Below are 16,670 nucleotides of genomic sequence, written 5' to 3' on the forward strand. Positions count from 1 at the left end.
CGGCGGACCCGTTCACGGTCCACACCCGGTGGATCGAGACCGAGTTCGTCAACGACATCAAGCCCTTCACCGCCCCCACCGACACCGGCACCGACGAGGAGAGCGGCCGCGAGACCGTCGTCGTCGAGGTCGGGGGCAAGCGCCTGGAGGTCTCCCTCCCGGCCTCGCTCGGCATGTCGCTGGCCCGCACCGGCCTCGCCGCCGGCGCCAAGCCGAAGCGCCGCGCGGCCAAGAAGTCCGGCCCCGCCGCCTCCGGCGACACCCTCGCCTCCCCGATGCAGGGCACGATCGTCAAGGTCGCGGTCGAGGAGGGCCAGGAGGTCAAGGAGGGCGACCTGATCGTCGTCCTGGAGGCCATGAAGATGGAGCAGCCGCTGAACGCCCACAAGGCGGGCACGGTCAAGGGCCTGACCGCCGAGATCGGAGCCTCCCTCACCTCCGGCGCGCCGATCTGCGAGATCAAGGACTGACGCCCACGGCACCGACGAGGCGCCCGGCGGACCCCATGGAGGTCCGCCGGGCGCCTCGTCGTCGTACGGGTGGCATTCTTGAGGCACACCGGGCCCGGGCGGACGAGGAGGCAGGGGTGGGCGCGACCTCACGCGAGCGAGCGGGGAGCGAGGACCTCATGGCACCTCCGCGCGCCATGCGCGCGGACGCCCGCCGCAATCACGAACGGCTGCTGACGGAGGCCCGGGCCGCCTTCGCCGAGCACGGCACCGACGCGTCCCTGGAGGACGTGGCCCGCCGGGCCGGCGTCGGCATCGGCACGCTGTACCGGCACTTCCCCAACCGGGACGCCCTGGTGAGCGCCGTCTTCGAGGACGCGGCCGGTGAGCTCCTGACCCGCTCGCGCCAGCTCCTGGAGGCCCCGGAGCCGTGTGCGGCCCTGGTGACCTGGCTGCGCGAGACGGTGACGCACGCGGGCGAGTACCGCGGGCTGGCCCGCTCCCTGATGGCCGTCTCGGCCGACGGTTCCTCCGCGCTCGCCCGGTGCAGCGACCCGATCCGGCAGGCGGGCGGGGCGCTGCTCGCCCGCGCCCAGCAGGCCGGCTCCGTCCGCGCGGACGTGGCGATCGCCGACCTGCTCCAGCTGACGCACGCGATCGCCCTGGCGGCGGAGGAGACCCCGTCCGACCCGGACCTCGCGGACCGGCTGCTGAACCTGACCCTGCGGGGCCTGAAGCCCTGAGGGGTCAGCGCCGCCGCAGGTCGGCGACCCGGGCCCGCTCCCGCTCGGCGCCCTGCTCACCGAGCATCGTGGCGGCGGCGGGCCGCAGCCCCGGAGGAGCCTGACCCCGGCGCGGTCCCGGCAGCGCGCGCTGCTGCTGTCGGCGCGCCGGGACCTCGTCACCCCCCGACGCCCCGGCCGCCCCGGCCACGGCGATCTGCACCCCCTGGTCGGCGAGGGCCTGGAGCTCGGTGTGGGCACGGTCGTCATGGGCCGGCGGCTCGTCGGTGACCAGCCGCGTGATGACGTCCGAGGGCACCGTCTGGAACATCGTGTCGGTGCCGAGCTTGGTGTGGTCGGCGAGGACGACGACCTCCGCGGCGGCCTGCACCAACGCCCGGTCGACGGACGCCGACAGCATGTTGGACGTGGACAGTCCGCGCTCGGCGGTCAGCCCGCTCCCGGAGAGGAAGGCCCGCGACACCCGCAGCCCCTGGAGGGACTGCTCGGCGCCGCTGCCGACGAGGGCGTAGTTCGAACCGCGCAGCGTGCCGCCGGTCATCACGACCTCGACCCGGTTGGCGTGGGCCAGCGCCTGCGCCACCAGGAGGGAGTTGGTGACGACGGTCAGCCCGGGCACCCGGGCGAGCCGGCGGGCCAGCTCCTGGGTGGTGGTCCCCGCCCCGACGACGATGGCCTCGCCCTCCTCCACGAAGTTCGCGGCGAGGTCGGCGATGGCGGTCTTCTCGGCGGTCGCGAGATGTGACTTCTGCGGAAAGCCGGACTCCCGCGTGAACCCGCCCGGCAATACCGCACCGCCGTGCCGGCGGTCGAGGAGTCCTTCTGCCTCCAGCGCGCGCACGTCCCGCCGTACGGTCACTTCGGAGGTCTGGACGACGCGGGCGAGCTCACGGAGCGACACGGCCCCGTTCGCTCGCACCATTTCGAGGATCAATTGGCGACGTTCTGCAGCGAACACGAAACTGACAGTAACCCCAACGACCGTCTGCTTTCAGCAGTTTGCGCCGAATAACAGAAGTTGTTCGTACGCGGGCACCCCGAGTGGTATAAGGCCTAGTCCCGCCGCCTATGCCGCTCGCATGCGCGGCAACTCCCCGTGACCAGCGGGGAGTCGGATCCGGCCGTCAGAGGTCGGCGCCCGCCTTGCGCGTGTGCAGCTGCCGGGCGACCTCGGCGATCGACCCCGAAAGCGAGGGGTACACGGTGAAGGCGTTCGCGATCTGCTCGACCGTCAGATTGTTGTCGACGGCGATCGAGATGGGGTGGATCAGTTCCGAGGCGCGCGGGGCCACGACGACACCGCCGACCACGATGCCGGTGCCCGGCCGGCAGAAGATCTTGACGAAGCCGTCCCGGATCCCCTGCATCTTCGCGCGGGGATTGCGCAGCAGCGGCAGCTTCACCACGCGGGCGTCGATCTTCCCCGCGTCCACGTCGGCCTGGGTGTACCCGACGGTGGCGATCTCGGGATCGGTGAAGACGTTCGAGGACACGGTCTTCAGATTCAGCGGGGCCACGGCGTCGCCGAGGAAGTGGTACATGGCGATACGCCCCTGCATCGCCGCGACCGAGGCCAGGGCGAACACACCCGTGACATCCCCCGCCGCATAGACGCCGGGAGCGGTCGTCCGGGACACCTTGTCGGTCCAGATGTGCCCGGACTCACGGACCTTGACGCCGGCCTCCTCCAGGCCGAGGCCCTCGGAGTTCGGGACGGCGCCGACGGCCATCAGGCAGTGGCTGCCGCTGATGACCCGGCCGTCCGCCAGGGTGACCTCCACCCGGTCGCCGACCCGCTTGGCGGCGGCGGCACGCGAGCGCGCCATGACGTTCATGCCACGGCGCCGGAAGACGTCCTCCAGCACAGCGGCGGCGTCCGGGTCCTCCCCGGGCAGCACCCGGTCCCGCGACGAAACGAGCGTGACCCGCGAGCCCAGCGCCTGATAGGCACCCGCGAACTCGGCGCCGGTGACGCCCGAACCCACCACGATGAGCTCCTCGGGCAGCTCGTCGAGGTCGTAGACCTGGGTCCAGTTCAGGATGCGCTCGCCGTCCGGCTGGGCGTCGGGCAGCTCGCGCGGGTGACCGCCCGTCGCGATGAGCACGGCGTCGGCGACCAGCGTCTCCTCGCTGCCGTCGGCGGTCCGCACCACGACCTTGCGCGACCCGTCGAGGGCCTGCATGCCCTCCAGCCGCCCGCGCCCGCGCATGACCCGGGCACCGGCCCGCGTCACCGACGCGGTGATGTCGTGCGACTGGGCGAGCGCGAGCCGCTTCACACGCCGGTTGACCTTGCCCAGGTCGACGCCCACGACACGCGCGGGCGTGTCGATGTGCGGGGTGTCGTCGGCGACGATGATGCCCAGCTCCTCGTACGAGGAGTCGAAGGTGGTCATCACCTCGGCCGTGGCGATCAGAGTCTTGGACGGCACGCAGTCGGTCAGCACCGACGCCCCGCCCAGACCGTCGGAGTCGACGACGGTCACCTCCGCGCCGAGCTGAGCGGCGACCAGCGCCGCTTCGTATCCGCCGGGTCCGCCACCGATGATCACGATCCGAGTCACGTACTCCATTGTCCCGCACGCGACAGGGTGCGACCGCCTGGGGGGCCACCACGAGACACCACCGTTACGGGAGTGGCACTGCCGTACCCTTCCCCCCATGTCGCTCTACGCCGCGTACGCCGGCAATCTCGACGCGCGGCTGATGACCCGCCGCGCCCCCCACTCGCCGCTGCGCGCCACCGGCTGGCTCAACGGGTGGCGGCTGACGTTCGGCGGCGAACAGCTCGGCTGGGAGGGCGCGCTGGCCACGCTCGTCGAGGACCCCCTGGAATCGGTCTTCGTCGCGCTCTACGACATCGCGCCGATGGACGAGGACTCCCTGGACCGCTGGGAGGGCGTGGGCCTGGGCATATACCGCCGCCTGCGCGTCCGCGTGCACACCCTGGAGGGCGAGGAGCAGGCCTGGACGTACGTCCTGAACGCCTACGAGGGCGGCCTCCCCTCGGCGCGCTACCTGGGCGAGATCGCCGACGCGGCCGAATCCGCGGGAGCCCCCCACGACTACGTCATGGAACTGCGCAAGCGCCCCTGCTGACCCACCGGCCCCACTTTTCGTCGGATACGACAAGACAACGATCGCCATCCCGTGAGCTCCGTCATCTACGCGCGTAGGCCCAAACCGGCTACCCTCAGTCGCGTGAACGCATCTCTCCTTCCGGACGACATCCAGGGCGACCCGCACGCGGCCGCCGACGCCGCCGCCGCACGCCTGCGCGAACTCACGGGCGCCGACACCCACGACGTCGCCCTGGTGATGGGCTCCGGCTGGGCCCCGGCAGTGGACGCCCTCGGCGCGCCCGAGGCCGAGTTCCCGGTCACCGAGCTGCCCGGCTTCCCGCCGCCGGCGGTCGAAGGGCACGGCGGCAAGATCCGCTCGTACCGCACCGGCGACAAGCGCGCCCTGGTCTTCCTGGGCCGCACGCACTACTACGAGGGCCGCGGCGTGGCCGCCGTCGCCCACGGCGTGCGCACCGCGGTGGCGGCGGGCTGCAAGACGATCGTGCTCACCAACGGCTGCGGCGGCCTCCGCGAGGGAATGCGCCCCGGCCAGCCGGTCCTGATCAGCGACCACATCAACCTCACGGCCACCTCCCCCATCGTCGGCGCCAACTTCGTCGACCTCACCGACCTCTACAGCCCCCGCCTGCGCGCCCTGTGCAAGGAGATCGACGCCACCCTCGAGGAGGGCGTCTACGCACAGTTCCCCGGCCCGCACTACGAGACCCCGGCCGAGATCCGCATGGCCCGCGTGATCGGCGCGGACCTGGTCGGCATGTCGACGGTCCTCGAGGCGATCGCCGCCCGTGAGGCCGGCGCCGAGGTCCTCGGCATCTCCCTGGTCACGAACCTGGCCGCCGGCATGACGGGCGAACCCCTCAACCACGAGGAGGTCCTCCAGGCGGGCCGCGACTCGGCCGCCCGCATGGGCTCCCTCCTGGCCCAGGTACTGGGCCGCCTGTAGCCGCGTACGGCGAGGAGGGCCCGGGGTGGGGGGTGTCCGCCCGCAGCGTCCGGCGTCAAAGGAACAGCACATCCGTTCCCACAGAGCCGCCGGACCGAGGACGGACACCCCCCACCCCGGGCCCGCACCCCTTTGTCGCCCGACGCTTTTGTCGCCCGGCGCTTTGTCGCCCGGCGCTTTGTCGCCCGGCGCTACAGAAGCGACACCGGGCCGCCGCAGGCACCAAAGGGACGACCCGCACCGCGAAGACCACCCGGGCCCCGAAGACCACCCGGACCCGCCCTCCGCCCCGACCACCACGAGAGGCTGACCGACGTGCAAGACGACCTCATCGCCCGCGCCCAGGCATGGCTCGCCGAGGACCCCGACCCGGAGACCCGCGCCGAGCTCGCCGCGCTCCTGGACGCCGGGGACACCGACGAGCTCGCCGCCCGCTTCGCCGGCACCCTCCAGTTCGGCACCGCGGGCCTGCGCGGCGAACTCGGCGCCGGACCGCTCCGCATGAACCGCTCGGTCGTCATCCGCGCGGCCGCAGGCCTTGCCGCATACCTGCGCAAGCAGGGCCACACCGACGGCCTGGTCGTGATCGGCTACGACGCCCGCCACAAGTCGGCGGACTTCGCCCGCGACACCGCGGCGGTCATGACCGGCGCCGGCCTCCGTGCCGCCGTCCTGCCCCGCCCCCTCCCCACCCCGGTCCTCGCGTACGCGATAAGGCACCTCGGCGCGGTGGCCGGCGTCGAGGTCACCGCCAGCCACAACCCGCCCCGCGACAACGGCTACAAGGTGTACCTCGGCGACGGCTCCCAGATCGTGCCGCCCGCCGACGCCGACATCGCCGCCGAGATCGCCGCGATCGCGTCCCTCCACGACGTCCCCCGCCCCGACGCCGGCTGGGAGACCCTGGACGACGGCGTCCTCGACGCCTACCTCGCCCGCACGGACGCGGTTCTCGCCGAGGGTTCCCCCCGCACCGCCCGCACCGTCTACACGGCGATGCACGGCGTCGGCAAGGACGTCCTCCTGGCGGCCTTCGCGCGTGCCGGCTTCCCCGCCCCCGCCCTGGTCGCCGAGCAGGCCGAGCCCGACCCGGACTTCCCCACCGTCGCGTTCCCCAACCCGGAGGAGCCCGGCGCGATGGACCTGGCCTTCGCGAAGGCCCGCGAGGAGGACCCGGACCTCGTCATCGCCAACGACCCGGACGCCGACCGCTGCGCGGTGGCCGTCAAGGACGACGGCGCATGGCGCATGCTGCGCGGCGACGAGGTCGGCGCCCTGCTCGCCGCCCACCTGGTCGCCCGTGGAGCGCAGGGCACGTTCGCGGAGTCGATCGTCTCGTCCTCCCTCCTCGGCCGGATCGCCGAGAAGGCGAAGCTGCCGTACGAGGAGACCCTGACCGGCTTCAAGTGGATCGCCCGGGTGGACGGCCTGCGCTACGGCTACGAGGAGGCGCTGGGCTACTGCGTCGACCCAGAGGGCGTCCGCGACAAGGACGGCATCACGGCCGCCCTGCTGATCACGGAACTGGCCTCGACGCTCAAGGCCGAGGGCCGCACGCTGACCGACCTCCTGGACGACCTCGCCGTGGAGCACGGCCTGCACGCCACGGACCAGCTCTCGGTGCGCGTGGAGGACCTGTCCGTCATCGCGGACGCGATGACCCGCCTGCGCGAACAGCCGCCGACCGAGCTCGCGGGCCTGGCCGTCACCCACGCCGAGGACCTCACCAAGGGCACGGACAAGCTCCCGCCCACGGACGGCCTGCGTTACACCCTGGAGGGCGCGCGCGTCATCGTCCGCCCCAGCGGCACGGAGCCCAAGCTCAAGTGCTACCTGGAGGTCGTGGTCCCGGTGGCGGACCACGCGTCCCTGCCGTCAGCACACGCGAAGGCGACGGACCTCCTGACAACGCTCAAGAGTGACCTCTCCGCAGCGGCAGGCATCTGAGGCGCACGGGGGTGCCTCGCCCGAGGCACCCCCCAAAGCCCCACCGAACCGAACCCGCTCACCGCACGGCGAGCAGGATCACCAACAGCACGGCCCCCGCCACCGCGGGCCCGATGACCTCATAGGCCCACCGCACACTGACCTCGCCCACACTCGGCGCGTCACTGCGCGAGGCCCGGTCCTCGTACCGCTCCAGCAGCTCCCGCAGCTCGTCCATGACCTTGTCGGTCTCGGCGCGCACGGGCCCGTCGGCGGCGGCGCCCCTGCCCGGCGTCCCGAGGCCCAGCCCGAGCCCCTGGTCCCCGCCCCGGCGCCCGCCACGCGAGGCGCCACGCTCGGCGGCGGCCGTCTGCCGCGCCGCCTTCTTGCGGGCGCGCAGCGACACCGGAATGGCCCAGAGCGCGAACTTGGCCCCGGACGCCGTGACGACCTCGTTGGAGTAGCGCGAGCGCAGGGAGGCGACCTGCCCCCAGGGCAGCACGACGACCCGGAGCGGGTTGCGGATCCGCAGCCGCTCCTCGTTGGCGTACACGGCCGGACGCAGCGTGAACGCGGTGATGAGCGGCACGACCAGGATCAGCGCGGCGAGGGCCAGCCACGGGGTGCTCCCCGTGCCGATCACCAGGGCGTCGATGCCGAGCCACAGGGCGATGGCCATCACGAGGGCGCCACCGAGCATGCCCATGGGCGAACGGTAGACCCGGTCTTTCGAGGCAGGGTCGGGGGTTGGAGCAGGGGTCGTCATGCTGCCGATTCTGCCGTACCCCTGAACGCCTGTTCACAACGCAGCGTCCACACCCACCCGAAAACACACCCCCACTCACCCACCGCACCCACCCCACCAAGCCCCCACACGCCACCCACCCCACAAGCCCTCACACGCCACCCCACCCCTCACCGATTCCGATTCCGATTCCGCCCCACGGGGTGTACAGCCGCTACGCGCGTAGATATGCTCGTCTGGTGACCATGCCCACCAATGCATCTGCCGCAGCTCACGCACTCAAGGACGTCGCCGCGTCCGACAGCACGCTGCGCCGCTTCCTCCACGGGCTGCCCGGCGTAGACGCGGTCGGCCTGGAGGCGCGGGCCGCGTCCCTCGGCACCCGTTCCATCAAGACGACCGCCAAGGCGTACGCCATCGACCTCGCCATCTCGATGGTCGACCTGACGACGCTGGAAGGCGCGGACACCCCGGGCAAGGTCCGGGCGCTCGGCGCCAAGGCGGTCCGCCCCGACCCGACCGACCGCTCGACCCCGTCGACCGCGGCCGTCTGCGTCTACCCCGACATGGTGGCCACCGCCAAGGAGGCCGTCGCCGGCACCTCCGTGAAGGTCGCCTCGGTCGCCACCGCCTTCCCCGCGGGCCGCGCCGCGCTCTCCGTGAAGCTCGCGGACGTACGGGACGCCGTCGCCGCCGGTGCCGACGAGATCGACATGGTCATCGACCGCGGCGCGTTCCTCGCAGGGAACTACATGAAGGTCTACGACGAGATCACCGCCGTGAAGGATGCCTGCGGGACCACCGCCCGCCTCAAGGTCATCTTCGAGACCGGCGAGCTGTCGACGTACGACAACATCCGGCGCGCGAGCTGGCTCGGCATGCTGGCCGGCGCGGACTTCATCAAGACGTCCACCGGCAAGGTCGCCGTGAACGCCACCCCCGCCAACACCCTCCTCATGCTGGAAGCGGTGCGCGACTTCCGCGCCCAGACCGGCATCCAGGTCGGCGTGAAGCCGGCCGGCGGAATCCGCACCTCCAAGGACGCCATCAAATTCCTCGTGCTGGTCAACGAGACCGCCGGCGAGGACTGGCTGGACAACCACTGGTTCCGCTTCGGCGCCTCCTCGCTTCTGAACGACCTGCTGATGCAGCGGCAGAAGCTGGCCACCGGCCGCTACTCCGGCCCCGACTACGTGACGGTGGACTGATCACCATGGCATCGGTATTCGCATACGCCCCGGCCCCCGAGTCCCGCTCGATCGTCGACATCGCGCCGTCGTACGGCCTGTTCATCGACGGCGAGTTCACGGACGCGGCGGACGGCAAGGTCTTCAAGACCGTCTCGCCGTCGTCCGAGGAGGTCCTGTCCGAGATCGCCCAGGCCGGCGAAGCGGACGTGGACCGCGCGGTGAAGGCCGCCCGCAAGGCGTTCGAGAAGTGGTCCGCGCTGCCCGGCTCCGAGCGCGCCAAATACCTCTTCCGCATCGCCCGCATCATCCAGGAGCGCAGCCGCGAGCTGGCCGTCCTGGAGACGCTGGACAACGGCAAGCCGATCAAGGAGACCCGCGACGCGGACCTCCCCCTGGTCGCCGCGCACTTCTTCTACTACGCGGGCTGGGCGGACAAGCTCGACCACGCCGGCTACGGCGCGAACCCCAGGCCGCTCGGGGTCGCGGGCCAGGTCATCCCCTGGAACTTCCCGCTGCTGATGCTGGCCTGGAAGATCGCCCCTGCCCTGGCCACCGGCAACACGGTCGTCCTGAAGCCCGCCGAGACGACCCCCCTCTCGGCCCTCTTCTTCGCGGACATCTGCCGCCAGGCGGGCCTGCCCAAGGGCGTCGTCAACATCCTGCCGGGCTACGGCGACGCGGGCGCCGCGCTGGTCGCGCACCCGGACGTGAACAAGGTGGCCTTCACCGGCTCCACGGCCGTCGGCAAGGAGATCGCCCGCACGGTCGCGGGCACCCGCAAGAAGGTCACCCTGGAGCTCGGCGGCAAGGGCGCCAACATCGTCTTCGACGACGCCCCGATCGACCAGGCCGTCGAGGGGATCGTCAACGGGATCTTCTTCAACCAGGGCCAGGTCTGCTGCGCGGGCAGCCGCCTGCTCGTCCAGGAGTCGATCCAGGACGAACTGCTGGACTCCCTGAAGCGCCGCCTGTCGACCCTGCGTCTCGGCGACCCGCTCGACAAGAACACCGACATCGGAGCGATCAACTCCGAGGAGCAGCTGAGCCGCATCACCTCCCTCGTCGAGCGCGGCGAGGCGGAGGGCGCCGAGCGCTGGTCGCCCGCCTGCGACCTGCCCGAGAGCGGCTACTGGTTCGCCCCGACGCTGTTCACGAACGTCACGCAGGCGCACACCGTCGCCAGGGACGAGATCTTCGGCCCGGTGCTGTCGGTCCTCACCTTCCGTACCCCGGACGAGGCCGTCGCCAAGGCCAACAACACCCCGTACGGCCTGTCGGCGGGCATCTGGACGGAGAAGGGGTCGCGGATCCTCGCCGTGGCGAACAAGCTCCGCGCGGGCGTCGTCTGGTCCAACACGTTCAACAAGTTCGACCCGACCTCGCCGTTCGGCGGCTACAAGGAGTCGGGCTTCGGCCGCGAGGGCGGCCGCCACGGCCTGGAGGCGTACCTCGATGTCTGACCGACTCAATGTCCTGAAGACCTACAAGCTGTACGTCGGCGGGAAGTTCCCGCGTTCCGAGAGCGGCCGGGTGTACGAGGTGACGGACTCGAAGGGCAACTGGCTGGCGAACGCACCGCTGTCGTCCCGCAAGGACGCCCGTGACGCGGTGGTCGCCGCCCGCAAGGCCGTCGGCGGCTGGTCCGGCGCGACCGCGTACAACCGCGGCCAGGTCCTCTACCGCGTCGCCGAGATGCTGGAGGGCCGCCGGGCGCAGTTCGTGCACGAGGTCGCCGACGCCGAGGGCCTGTCGAAGTCGAAGGCCGGCGAGCAGGTGGACGCGGCGATCGACCGCTGGGTCTGGTACGCGGGCTGGACCGACAAGATCGCCCAGGTGGTCGGCGGCGGCAACCCGGTCGCGGGCCCGTTCTTCAACCTGTCCTCGCCCGAGCCGACGGGCGTGGTGGCCGTGCTGGCGCCGCAGGAGTCGTCGTTCCTGGGCCTGGTCTCGGTCGTGGCCCCGGTGATCGCGACTGGCAACACGGCGGTCGTGGTGGCCTCGGAGAAGGCCCCGCTGCCCGCCCTGTCCCTGGCCGAGGTCCTGGCCACGTCCGACGTCCCCGGCGGAGTGGTGAACATCCTCTCCGGCCGTACGGCGGAGATCGCCACGCCGCTCGCCGCGCACCAGGACGTCAACGCGATCGACCTCGCGGGCGCCGACGAGGTGCTGGCGAAGGAGCTGGAGATCGCGGCGGCGGACAACCTGAAGCGCGTCCTGCGTCCACAGCCTGTGGACGACTGGTCGGCCGCTCCCGGCACCGACCGGATGACGGCGTTCCTGGAGACCAAGACGGTCTGGCACCCGACGGGTTCGCTGGGCGCGTCCGGCTCCTCGTACTGAGGACGCCCTTCGACCGGAGAGCCGTGCCTCCCCTCCGTCCGGGGGAGCCACGGCTCTTCGCCGTGCCGGCGCACGCCCGCCGGGACGGCCCCGGGGTGTGATGCGCGCATCAACGGCGTCCGCCGGGTCGTCCGGAGGCCGGTGCATGCCTCAGACTGGTGTCCCGTGAGTTCCCCTGCGCCCATACCGACGCGAGTCGTGCTGCTCTGCGGCCCCTCCGGCTCCGGCAAGTCCCTCCTCGCGGCCCTCTCCGGTCTTCCGGTGCTGCGGCTCGACGACTTCTACAAGGAGGCCGGCGACCCGACCCTGCCGCAGGTCCCCGGGAGCTCCGACATCGACTGGGACCACCCCGACTCGTGGGACGCCGACGCGGCCGTCGCGGCGCTCACCGACCTGTGCCGCACGCGGCGCACGGACGTGCCGGTCTACGACATCTCGCTGAGCGCCCGCACGGGGCACGAGAGCGTGGACATCGGGCAGTCCCCGCTGTTCATCGCGGAGGGCATCTTCGCGGCGGAGATCGTCTCGCGCTGCCGGGAGCTCGGCCTGCTGGCGGACGCCCTGTGCCTGAGCCGCGGCCCGGTGAAGACGTTCCGGCGCCGCTTCCTGCGCGATCTGCGGGAGGGCCGCAAGTCGGTGCCGTTCCTGCTGCGCCGAGGCTGGCGCCTGATGCGCCTGGAACGCTCGATCGTCGCCCGCCAGACGGCCCTGGGCGCCCACGCCTGCGACCGCGACGAGGCCCTGACCCGCCTCACGGCGGCCGCCGCGGCGACGCCGACCCCGGCCTGCTGAACGATCACACCGCCTGCTCCGTCGTAGGCACGACACGTACGGCGACGGAGAGGACGAACGATGAGGCGTGCGGTTCTGCTGGTGACGGTGGCGGTCCTGACGGCGGCCGGGTGCTCGGGCGGGGGCGGCGGGGAGGCCGGTGAGGCGTCCTGCTCGGGCCTGGTGACCTACGACGGCCGTGGCTACCTGCCCACGGCGAAGTCCGGCTTCACCGTCGGCGAGCGGCTCGGCACCGCCACCGTCGCGGCCTGCGAGGACACCCCGAACGACCCGGAGACGGGTCTGCCCGAGGCCACGACCGGCGTCTACACGGTCGAGGGGGCAGATCCCACCGAGGCCGTCGCCGTCGGGGACGACCCGTCGACAGCCGCGTACATGACCGCCCGCTGACCACACACGGAAACGGGGCCGGCGGACCCCCCGGCCCCGGCCCCGCACCGTCGTGCTCCACCGCTTCCCCCGTGGTGGAGCACCCCCCGTTCCCCCGTGGATCCCCCCGGTGGCCCCCCAGCCCCCGTGAGTCCCCCCACTGGCACCGCTCCCCCGAGCGGTCCCCCCTTCACCTTCAGGCGACGAGCTCCCCGAAGGCGTCCTCCTCGTCACGGCCGAAGCTGAGGACCTCGTCCTCGCGCAGCCGGCGCAGGGAGCGCCAGATGCTCGACTTCACCGTGCCGACACTGATGTCGAGGATGTCCGCGATCTCCGGGTCGGTGCGGCCCTCGTAGTAACGCAGGACCAGCATCGTCCGCTGGAGTTCGGGCAGCCGGGCCAGCGCCTGCCACAGGACCGCGCGCAGCTCCGTGCCGCGCATCGCGTCCGTGTCGCCGGGCGTCTCCGGCAGCTCCTCGGTCGGGTACTCGTTCAGCTTGCGGCGGCGCCACGCGCTGATGTGCAGGTTCGTCATGGTCCGCCGCAGGTAGCCGCCCACGGCGGCCTTGTCGCTGATCCGGTCCCACGCCCGGTACGTCGAGAACAGCGCGCTCTGCAGCAGGTCCTCGGCCTCGAAGCGGTCACCGGTCAGGTGGTAGGCGGTCGCGTACAGGGAGGCGCGGCGCTCCTGGACGTAGGCGGTGAACTCCGCCTCCGACAGCGAGCGCCGGCTCTCCCCCGAGTCCTCCCCGTACGCGGATCCCCCGTGCGTCTCCCCCGTGCGGCCGTCGACCACCGTCATGTAACCGGTGTGCTGACGCCCCGTGCCGCGAGCGCACCCCCGCCCCGTCGTCCCCCGGCCCCCGTTCACGTCGTGCAGACGCGTGATCACTGCGCTGGTGCTGGTGCCGTGCAGCGTGTTCATCTCGCGCCCCCCGTCGTGGACTTCCGGTGTTCTGCGGTGCTGTCTTGCCTGTGCCGAAAAGCTTGCCCGGCCACTTTCATGGCCCTGTCCGCCGACTGTCACAGACCTGTCACAGGGGTCCGGGACACCCGAGCACTACGCGCGCGTAACCGAACTGCTCGTACAGGTGTCGAAACACCACCCCCGCATGGGCCAGAATGTGCGGCGTGCCTTCCCTGTTGCTGATCGAGGACGACGACGCCATCCGCACGGCCCTGGAGCTTTCGCTCACCCGCCAGGGTCACCGGGTAGCCACGGCTGCCACCGGTGAGGACGGCCTGAAGCTGCTGCGCGAGCAGCGGCCGGACCTGATCGTGCTGGACGTGATGCTGCCCGGCATCGACGGCTTCGAGGTGTGCCGGCGCATCCGGCGCACCGACCAGCTGCCGATCATCCTGCTCACGGCCCGCAGCGACGACATCGACGTCGTGGTCGGCCTGGAGTCCGGCGCGGACGACTACGTCGTCAAGCCCGTGCAGGGCCGGGTGCTGGACGCCCGGATCCGCGCGGTGCTGCGCCGCGGGGAGCGGGAGTCGAACGACGCCGCGACCTTCGGCAGCCTGGTCATCGACCGTGCCGCGATGACCGTCACGAAGAACGGCGAGGACCTCCAGCTCACCCCGACCGAGCTGCGCCTGCTGCTGGAACTGAGCCGCCGCCCCGGTCAGGCCCTGTCCCGCCAGCAACTGCTGCGCCTGGTCTGGGAACACGACTACCTGGGCGACTCCCGCCTGGTGGACGCCTGTGTGCAGCGGCTGCGCGCCAAGGTCGAGGACGTCCCGTCCTCGCCCACCCTGATCCGCACGGTCCGCGGGGTCGGCTACCGCCTGGACGCGCCTCAGTGACGGACACGCAGGCAGGTCTCCGCGGCTGGACCGCGGCTCGCAAGGGAGTGTGGTCGAGGCTGCGGTTCACCAGTCTGCGGCTGCGGCTGGTGGTCGTCTTCGGCCTGGTGGCGCTCACCGCCGCCGTCTCCGCCTCCGGGATCGCGTACTGGCTGAACCGGGAGGCGGTCCTCACCCGCACCCAGGACGCGGTGCTGCGCGACTTCCAGCAGGAGATGCAGAACCGGGCCGGGCTGCTGCCCGCGCGCCCCACGCAGGACGAACTCCAGCACACGGCCGGGCAGATGGCGAACAGCAGCCAGCGCTTCAGCGTCCTGCTGGTCGCCCAGGACGCCGACGGCAAGCCGCTGTACAGCAGCTCCGGCGCCCTGGACGGCTTCACCCTGGCCGACGTGCCCAAGTCCCTGCGCACGGCGGTCAACGACAAGCAGCGGGTCGACTCCTCCGACAAGGCCGCGTACCACCTGTACTGGCAGCGGATCGTCGAGGACGACAAGCCGTACCTGATAGCCGGCACCAAGGTCGTCGGCGGCGGCACGACCGGCTACATGCTCAAGTCCCTCGAACAGGAGGCCAAGGACCTCAACTCCCTGGCCTGGTCCCTGGGCATCGCCACCGGCCTGGCCCTGATCGGTTCGGCGCTCCTCGCCCAGGCGGCCGCCACCACCGTGCTCAAGCCGGTGCACCGCCTCGGCGTGGCCGCCCGCCGCCTCGGCGAGGGCAGACTCGACACGCGTCTGCGGGTGTCCGGTACGGACGAACTGGCCGACCTCTCCCGGACGTTCAACAACGCGGCCGAGGCACTGGAGAAACGGGTCGCCGACATGGCCGGCCGCGACGAGGCGTCCCGCCGCTTCGTGGCCGACATGTCCCACGAACTGCGCACGCCGCTCACCGCGATCACCGCCGTCACCGAGGTCCTCGAAGAGGAGCTGGAAGCGGGTACCGGCTCGGTCGACCCGATGATCGAGCCCGCGGTCCGTCTCGTGGTGAGCGAGACCCGCCGCCTGAACGACCTCGTCGAGAACCTCATGGAGGTCACCCGCTTCGACGCGGGCACGGCCCGCCTGGTCCTCGACGACGTCGACGTGGCCGACCTGATCACCGCCTGCATCGACGCCCGCGCCTGGCTGGACGCCGTCGAACTGGACGCCGAACGCGGCATCATGGCCCGCCTCGACCCGCGCCGCCTCGACGTCATCCTGGCCAACCTGATCGGCAACGCCCTCAAGCACGGCGGCTCCCCGGTCCGCGTCACGGTCCGCGAGGAGGACGACGCGGTGGTCATCGACGTACGCGACCACGGCCCCGGCATCCCCGAGGACGTCCTCCCCCACGTCTTCGACCGCTTCTACAAGGCCAGCGCCTCCCGCCCCCGCTCCGAGGGAAGCGGCCTGGGCCTCTCCATCGCCCTCGAGAACGCCCACATCCACGGCGGCGAGATCACCGCCGCCAACTCCCCCGACGGCGGCGCCGTCTTCACCCTGCGCCTCCCCCGGGACGAACCGGCGGACAAGAAGGAGGACTGATGAACCCGCGTCTCCCGGCCCTCCTCACCCTGGCCGCCATAACCCTGGCCGGCTGCGGTATACGGCCCACGGAGGTGCCGACCAACTTCGGCCCGGCCCCCTCCCGCGTCCACTGCTCGCTCTCCGAACCGGACTCCTCCCCCCAGGGGAGCCGCGGCCTCCCGGTCCAGATCTTCCTGCTGTGCGGCTCCCAGCTGGTCGCGGTCGACCGCACGGTCCGCGTCCCCGACGGCACGGCCGACGCGGCCCGCCGCGTCCTGGTGGCCCAGGGCCTCCTGGACGAGCTCCAGGCACCCCCGTCACCGCCGGAGAAGGAGGCGGGCTACACCACGGACGTCCGAGGCGCCACAGGAGTCACCGGCCCGCACCGCGACGACCCGGACGAAACCCTCCGCCTGACGACACCCCCCACGTCCCTCACCTCCTACGCCCTGGCCCAGATCGTCTGCACGTTCTCGGACTCCGCGGCGGCCGAGAGCGACGGCTCGGTCGTCCTGGGCGGCCCCGCGGACACCCCGCCCCGCCGCTACGAGTGCACGGACGAGGTCCGCACCCGCCCCGGCACCGACGCGCCCCCGTCCACGGAGGTCGGCACCACCTGACGCACCCGCGACCGGCCAGCCGCGTACGGCGGAGAGGGGCCGGGGTGGGGGTCCCCCCCCCCGTTACCTTTTTCGTGGCTCCGCAATGGGGCTTCCGGCCTTCGGGTCCGGCATGACTTCCCCCTCCTGTTGTTGATGATCTGGGGGGTG

17 protein-coding genes are annotated in these 16,670 nt (G+C 72.0%); 13 read left to right on the plus strand and 4 right to left on the minus strand.

Annotation, left to right across the window (positions count from 1 at the left end):
- Both ADL34_RS30980 and ADL34_RS30985 read left to right on the plus strand, forming a co-directional pair.
- Positions 1-470 (plus strand): acetyl-CoA carboxylase biotin carboxyl carrier protein subunit (locus ADL34_RS30980; protein ID WP_159039005.1); only part of this gene is annotated, 470 nt, incomplete at its 5' end.
- 176 nt (positions 471-646) lie between these two features.
- Positions 647-1,192 carry a TetR/AcrR family transcriptional regulator gene (locus ADL34_RS30985; RefSeq protein WP_062674526.1) on the plus strand — a complete coding sequence of 182 codons (546 nt, stop codon included), beginning with the start codon at positions 647-649 and terminating at the stop codon, positions 1,190-1,192.
- A 4-nt stretch (positions 1,193-1,196) separates the two neighbouring features.
- Here ADL34_RS30985 and ADL34_RS30990 read toward each other — a convergent pair whose 3' ends face one another.
- Both ADL34_RS30990 and ADL34_RS30995 read right to left on the minus strand, forming a co-directional pair.
- Positions 1,197-2,150, minus strand: coding sequence for a DeoR/GlpR family DNA-binding transcription regulator (locus ADL34_RS30990; RefSeq protein ID WP_079034502.1), 954 nt, complete (start codon positions 2,148-2,150; stop codon positions 1,197-1,199).
- A gap of 166 nt (positions 2,151-2,316) precedes the next feature.
- Entirely contained in the window at positions 2,317-3,855 is a 1,539-nt protein-coding gene (locus ADL34_RS30995) for an NAD(P)H-quinone dehydrogenase (protein WP_256959216.1), read from the minus strand.
- On the opposite strand from ADL34_RS30995, the gene ADL34_RS31000 reads away from it, so the two are divergent.
- From ADL34_RS31000 to ADL34_RS31010, 3 genes are all read left to right on the plus strand, one after another.
- Positions 3,854-4,291 (plus strand): gamma-glutamylcyclotransferase, encoded by a 438-nt coding sequence (locus ADL34_RS31000; RefSeq protein WP_062674532.1) that lies wholly within the window; start codon positions 3,854-3,856, stop codon positions 4,289-4,291. The two genes, ADL34_RS30995 and ADL34_RS31000, sit on opposite strands and share 2 nt — an antisense overlap.
- Positions 4,292-4,393: 102 nt before the next feature.
- Positions 4,394-5,218: a purine-nucleoside phosphorylase gene (locus ADL34_RS31005; protein ID WP_062674534.1), complete on the plus strand. Its 825-nt coding sequence runs from the start codon at positions 4,394-4,396 to the stop codon at positions 5,216-5,218.
- 315 nt (positions 5,219-5,533) lie between these two features.
- Positions 5,534-7,165: a phospho-sugar mutase gene (locus tag ADL34_RS31010; RefSeq protein ID WP_062674536.1), complete on the plus strand. Its 1,632-nt coding sequence runs from the start codon at positions 5,534-5,536 to the stop codon at positions 7,163-7,165.
- A 58-nt stretch (positions 7,166-7,223) separates the two neighbouring features.
- On the opposite strand, the gene ADL34_RS31015 is transcribed toward ADL34_RS31010, so the two are convergent.
- Positions 7,224-7,910, minus strand: coding sequence for a PH domain-containing protein (locus ADL34_RS31015; RefSeq protein ID WP_062674538.1), 687 nt, complete (start codon positions 7,908-7,910; stop codon positions 7,224-7,226).
- 224 nt (positions 7,911-8,134) lie between these two features.
- Here ADL34_RS31015 and deoC point away from each other — a divergent pair, with 224 nt between their 5' ends.
- From deoC to ADL34_RS31040, 5 genes are all read left to right on the plus strand, one after another.
- The gene (deoC, locus tag ADL34_RS31020) at positions 8,135-9,097 is read left to right on the plus strand and encodes a deoxyribose-phosphate aldolase (protein ID WP_062739840.1); all 963 of its coding nucleotides are present in this window, start codon (positions 8,135-8,137) and stop codon (positions 9,095-9,097) included.
- 5 nt (positions 9,098-9,102) lie between these two features.
- Positions 9,103-10,539, plus strand: a complete 1,437-nt coding sequence (locus ADL34_RS31025) for an aldehyde dehydrogenase family protein (protein WP_062674809.1) — start codon at positions 9,103-9,105, stop codon at positions 10,537-10,539.
- Complete coding sequence (locus tag ADL34_RS31030; RefSeq protein WP_062674811.1) at positions 10,532-11,419, plus strand: aldehyde dehydrogenase family protein; 888 nt, start codon at positions 10,532-10,534, stop codon at positions 11,417-11,419. Before ADL34_RS31025 ends, ADL34_RS31030 begins: the two co-directional genes overlap by 8 nt.
- Positions 11,420-11,584: 165 nt before the next feature.
- Complete coding sequence (locus ADL34_RS31035; RefSeq protein WP_234375145.1) at positions 11,585-12,211, plus strand: uridine kinase family protein; 627 nt, start codon at positions 11,585-11,587, stop codon at positions 12,209-12,211.
- 60 nt (positions 12,212-12,271) lie between these two features.
- Positions 12,272-12,601 (plus strand): DUF6281 family protein, encoded by a 330-nt coding sequence (locus tag ADL34_RS31040; protein ID WP_062674817.1) that lies wholly within the window; start codon positions 12,272-12,274, stop codon positions 12,599-12,601.
- Between the two features lie 175 nt (positions 12,602-12,776).
- Here the strand turns inward: ADL34_RS31040 and ADL34_RS31045 are convergent, their stop codons facing one another.
- The gene (locus ADL34_RS31045) at positions 12,777-13,505 is read right to left on the minus strand and encodes a SigE family RNA polymerase sigma factor (protein ID WP_062674808.1); all 729 of its coding nucleotides are present in this window, start codon (positions 13,503-13,505) and stop codon (positions 12,777-12,779) included.
- 206 nt (positions 13,506-13,711) lie between these two features.
- Between ADL34_RS31045 and afsQ1 the strand changes: the two genes are divergently transcribed.
- The 3 genes from afsQ1 to ADL34_RS31060 are packed head-to-tail and all read left to right on the plus strand — an operon-like array spanning position 13,712 to position 16,520.
- The gene (gene afsQ1, locus ADL34_RS31050) at positions 13,712-14,389 is read left to right on the plus strand and encodes a two-component system response regulator AfsQ1 (RefSeq protein ID WP_037886857.1); all 678 of its coding nucleotides are present in this window, start codon (positions 13,712-13,714) and stop codon (positions 14,387-14,389) included.
- On the plus strand, positions 14,386-15,918 hold the full coding sequence (locus ADL34_RS31055; protein ID WP_062674806.1) for a sensor histidine kinase: 1,533 nt from the start codon (positions 14,386-14,388) through the stop codon (positions 15,916-15,918). The genes afsQ1 and ADL34_RS31055 overlap by 4 nt, the downstream gene beginning before the upstream one ends.
- A complete protein-coding gene (locus ADL34_RS31060; protein ID WP_062674804.1) occupies positions 15,918-16,520 on the plus strand; it encodes a hypothetical protein in 603 nt (200 codons plus the stop codon). Before ADL34_RS31055 ends, ADL34_RS31060 begins: the two co-directional genes overlap by 1 nt.
- Positions 16,521-16,670 lie beyond the last annotated feature (150 nt).

Origin of the sequence: Streptomyces sp. NRRL WC-3605 (genome assembly GCF_001509795.1) — a bacterium.
Lineage (GTDB): Bacteria > Actinomycetota > Actinomycetes > Streptomycetales > Streptomycetaceae > Streptomyces > Streptomyces viridochromogenes.

Bases quoted from the DNA above. Each gene is read 5' to 3' on its own strand.
- ADL34_RS30985 (WP_062674526.1), top strand. From the start codon at position 647: ATGCGCGCGGACGCCCGCCGCAATCACGAACGGCTGCTGACGGAGGCC.
- ADL34_RS31000 (WP_062674532.1), top strand. From the start codon at position 3,854: ATGTCGCTCTACGCCGCGTACGCCGGCAATCTCGACGCGCGGCTGATG.
- ADL34_RS30995 (WP_256959216.1), bottom strand. From the start codon at position 3,855: ATGGGGGGAAGGGTACGGCAGTGCCACTCCCGTAACGGTGGTGTCTCG.
- ADL34_RS31015 (WP_062674538.1), bottom strand. From the start codon at position 7,910: ATGACGACCCCTGCTCCAACCCCCGACCCTGCCTCGAAAGACCGGGTC.
- deoC (WP_062739840.1), top strand. From the start codon at position 8,135: ATGCCCACCAATGCATCTGCCGCAGCTCACGCACTCAAGGACGTCGCC.
- ADL34_RS31025 (WP_062674809.1), top strand. From the start codon at position 9,103: ATGGCATCGGTATTCGCATACGCCCCGGCCCCCGAGTCCCGCTCGATC.
- ADL34_RS31030 (WP_062674811.1), top strand. From the start codon at position 10,532: ATGTCTGACCGACTCAATGTCCTGAAGACCTACAAGCTGTACGTCGGC.
- ADL34_RS31040 (WP_062674817.1), top strand. From the start codon at position 12,272: ATGAGGCGTGCGGTTCTGCTGGTGACGGTGGCGGTCCTGACGGCGGCC.
- ADL34_RS31045 (WP_062674808.1), bottom strand. From the start codon at position 13,505: ATGAACACGCTGCACGGCACCAGCACCAGCGCAGTGATCACGCGTCTG.
- ADL34_RS31060 (WP_062674804.1), top strand. From the start codon at position 15,918: ATGAACCCGCGTCTCCCGGCCCTCCTCACCCTGGCCGCCATAACCCTG.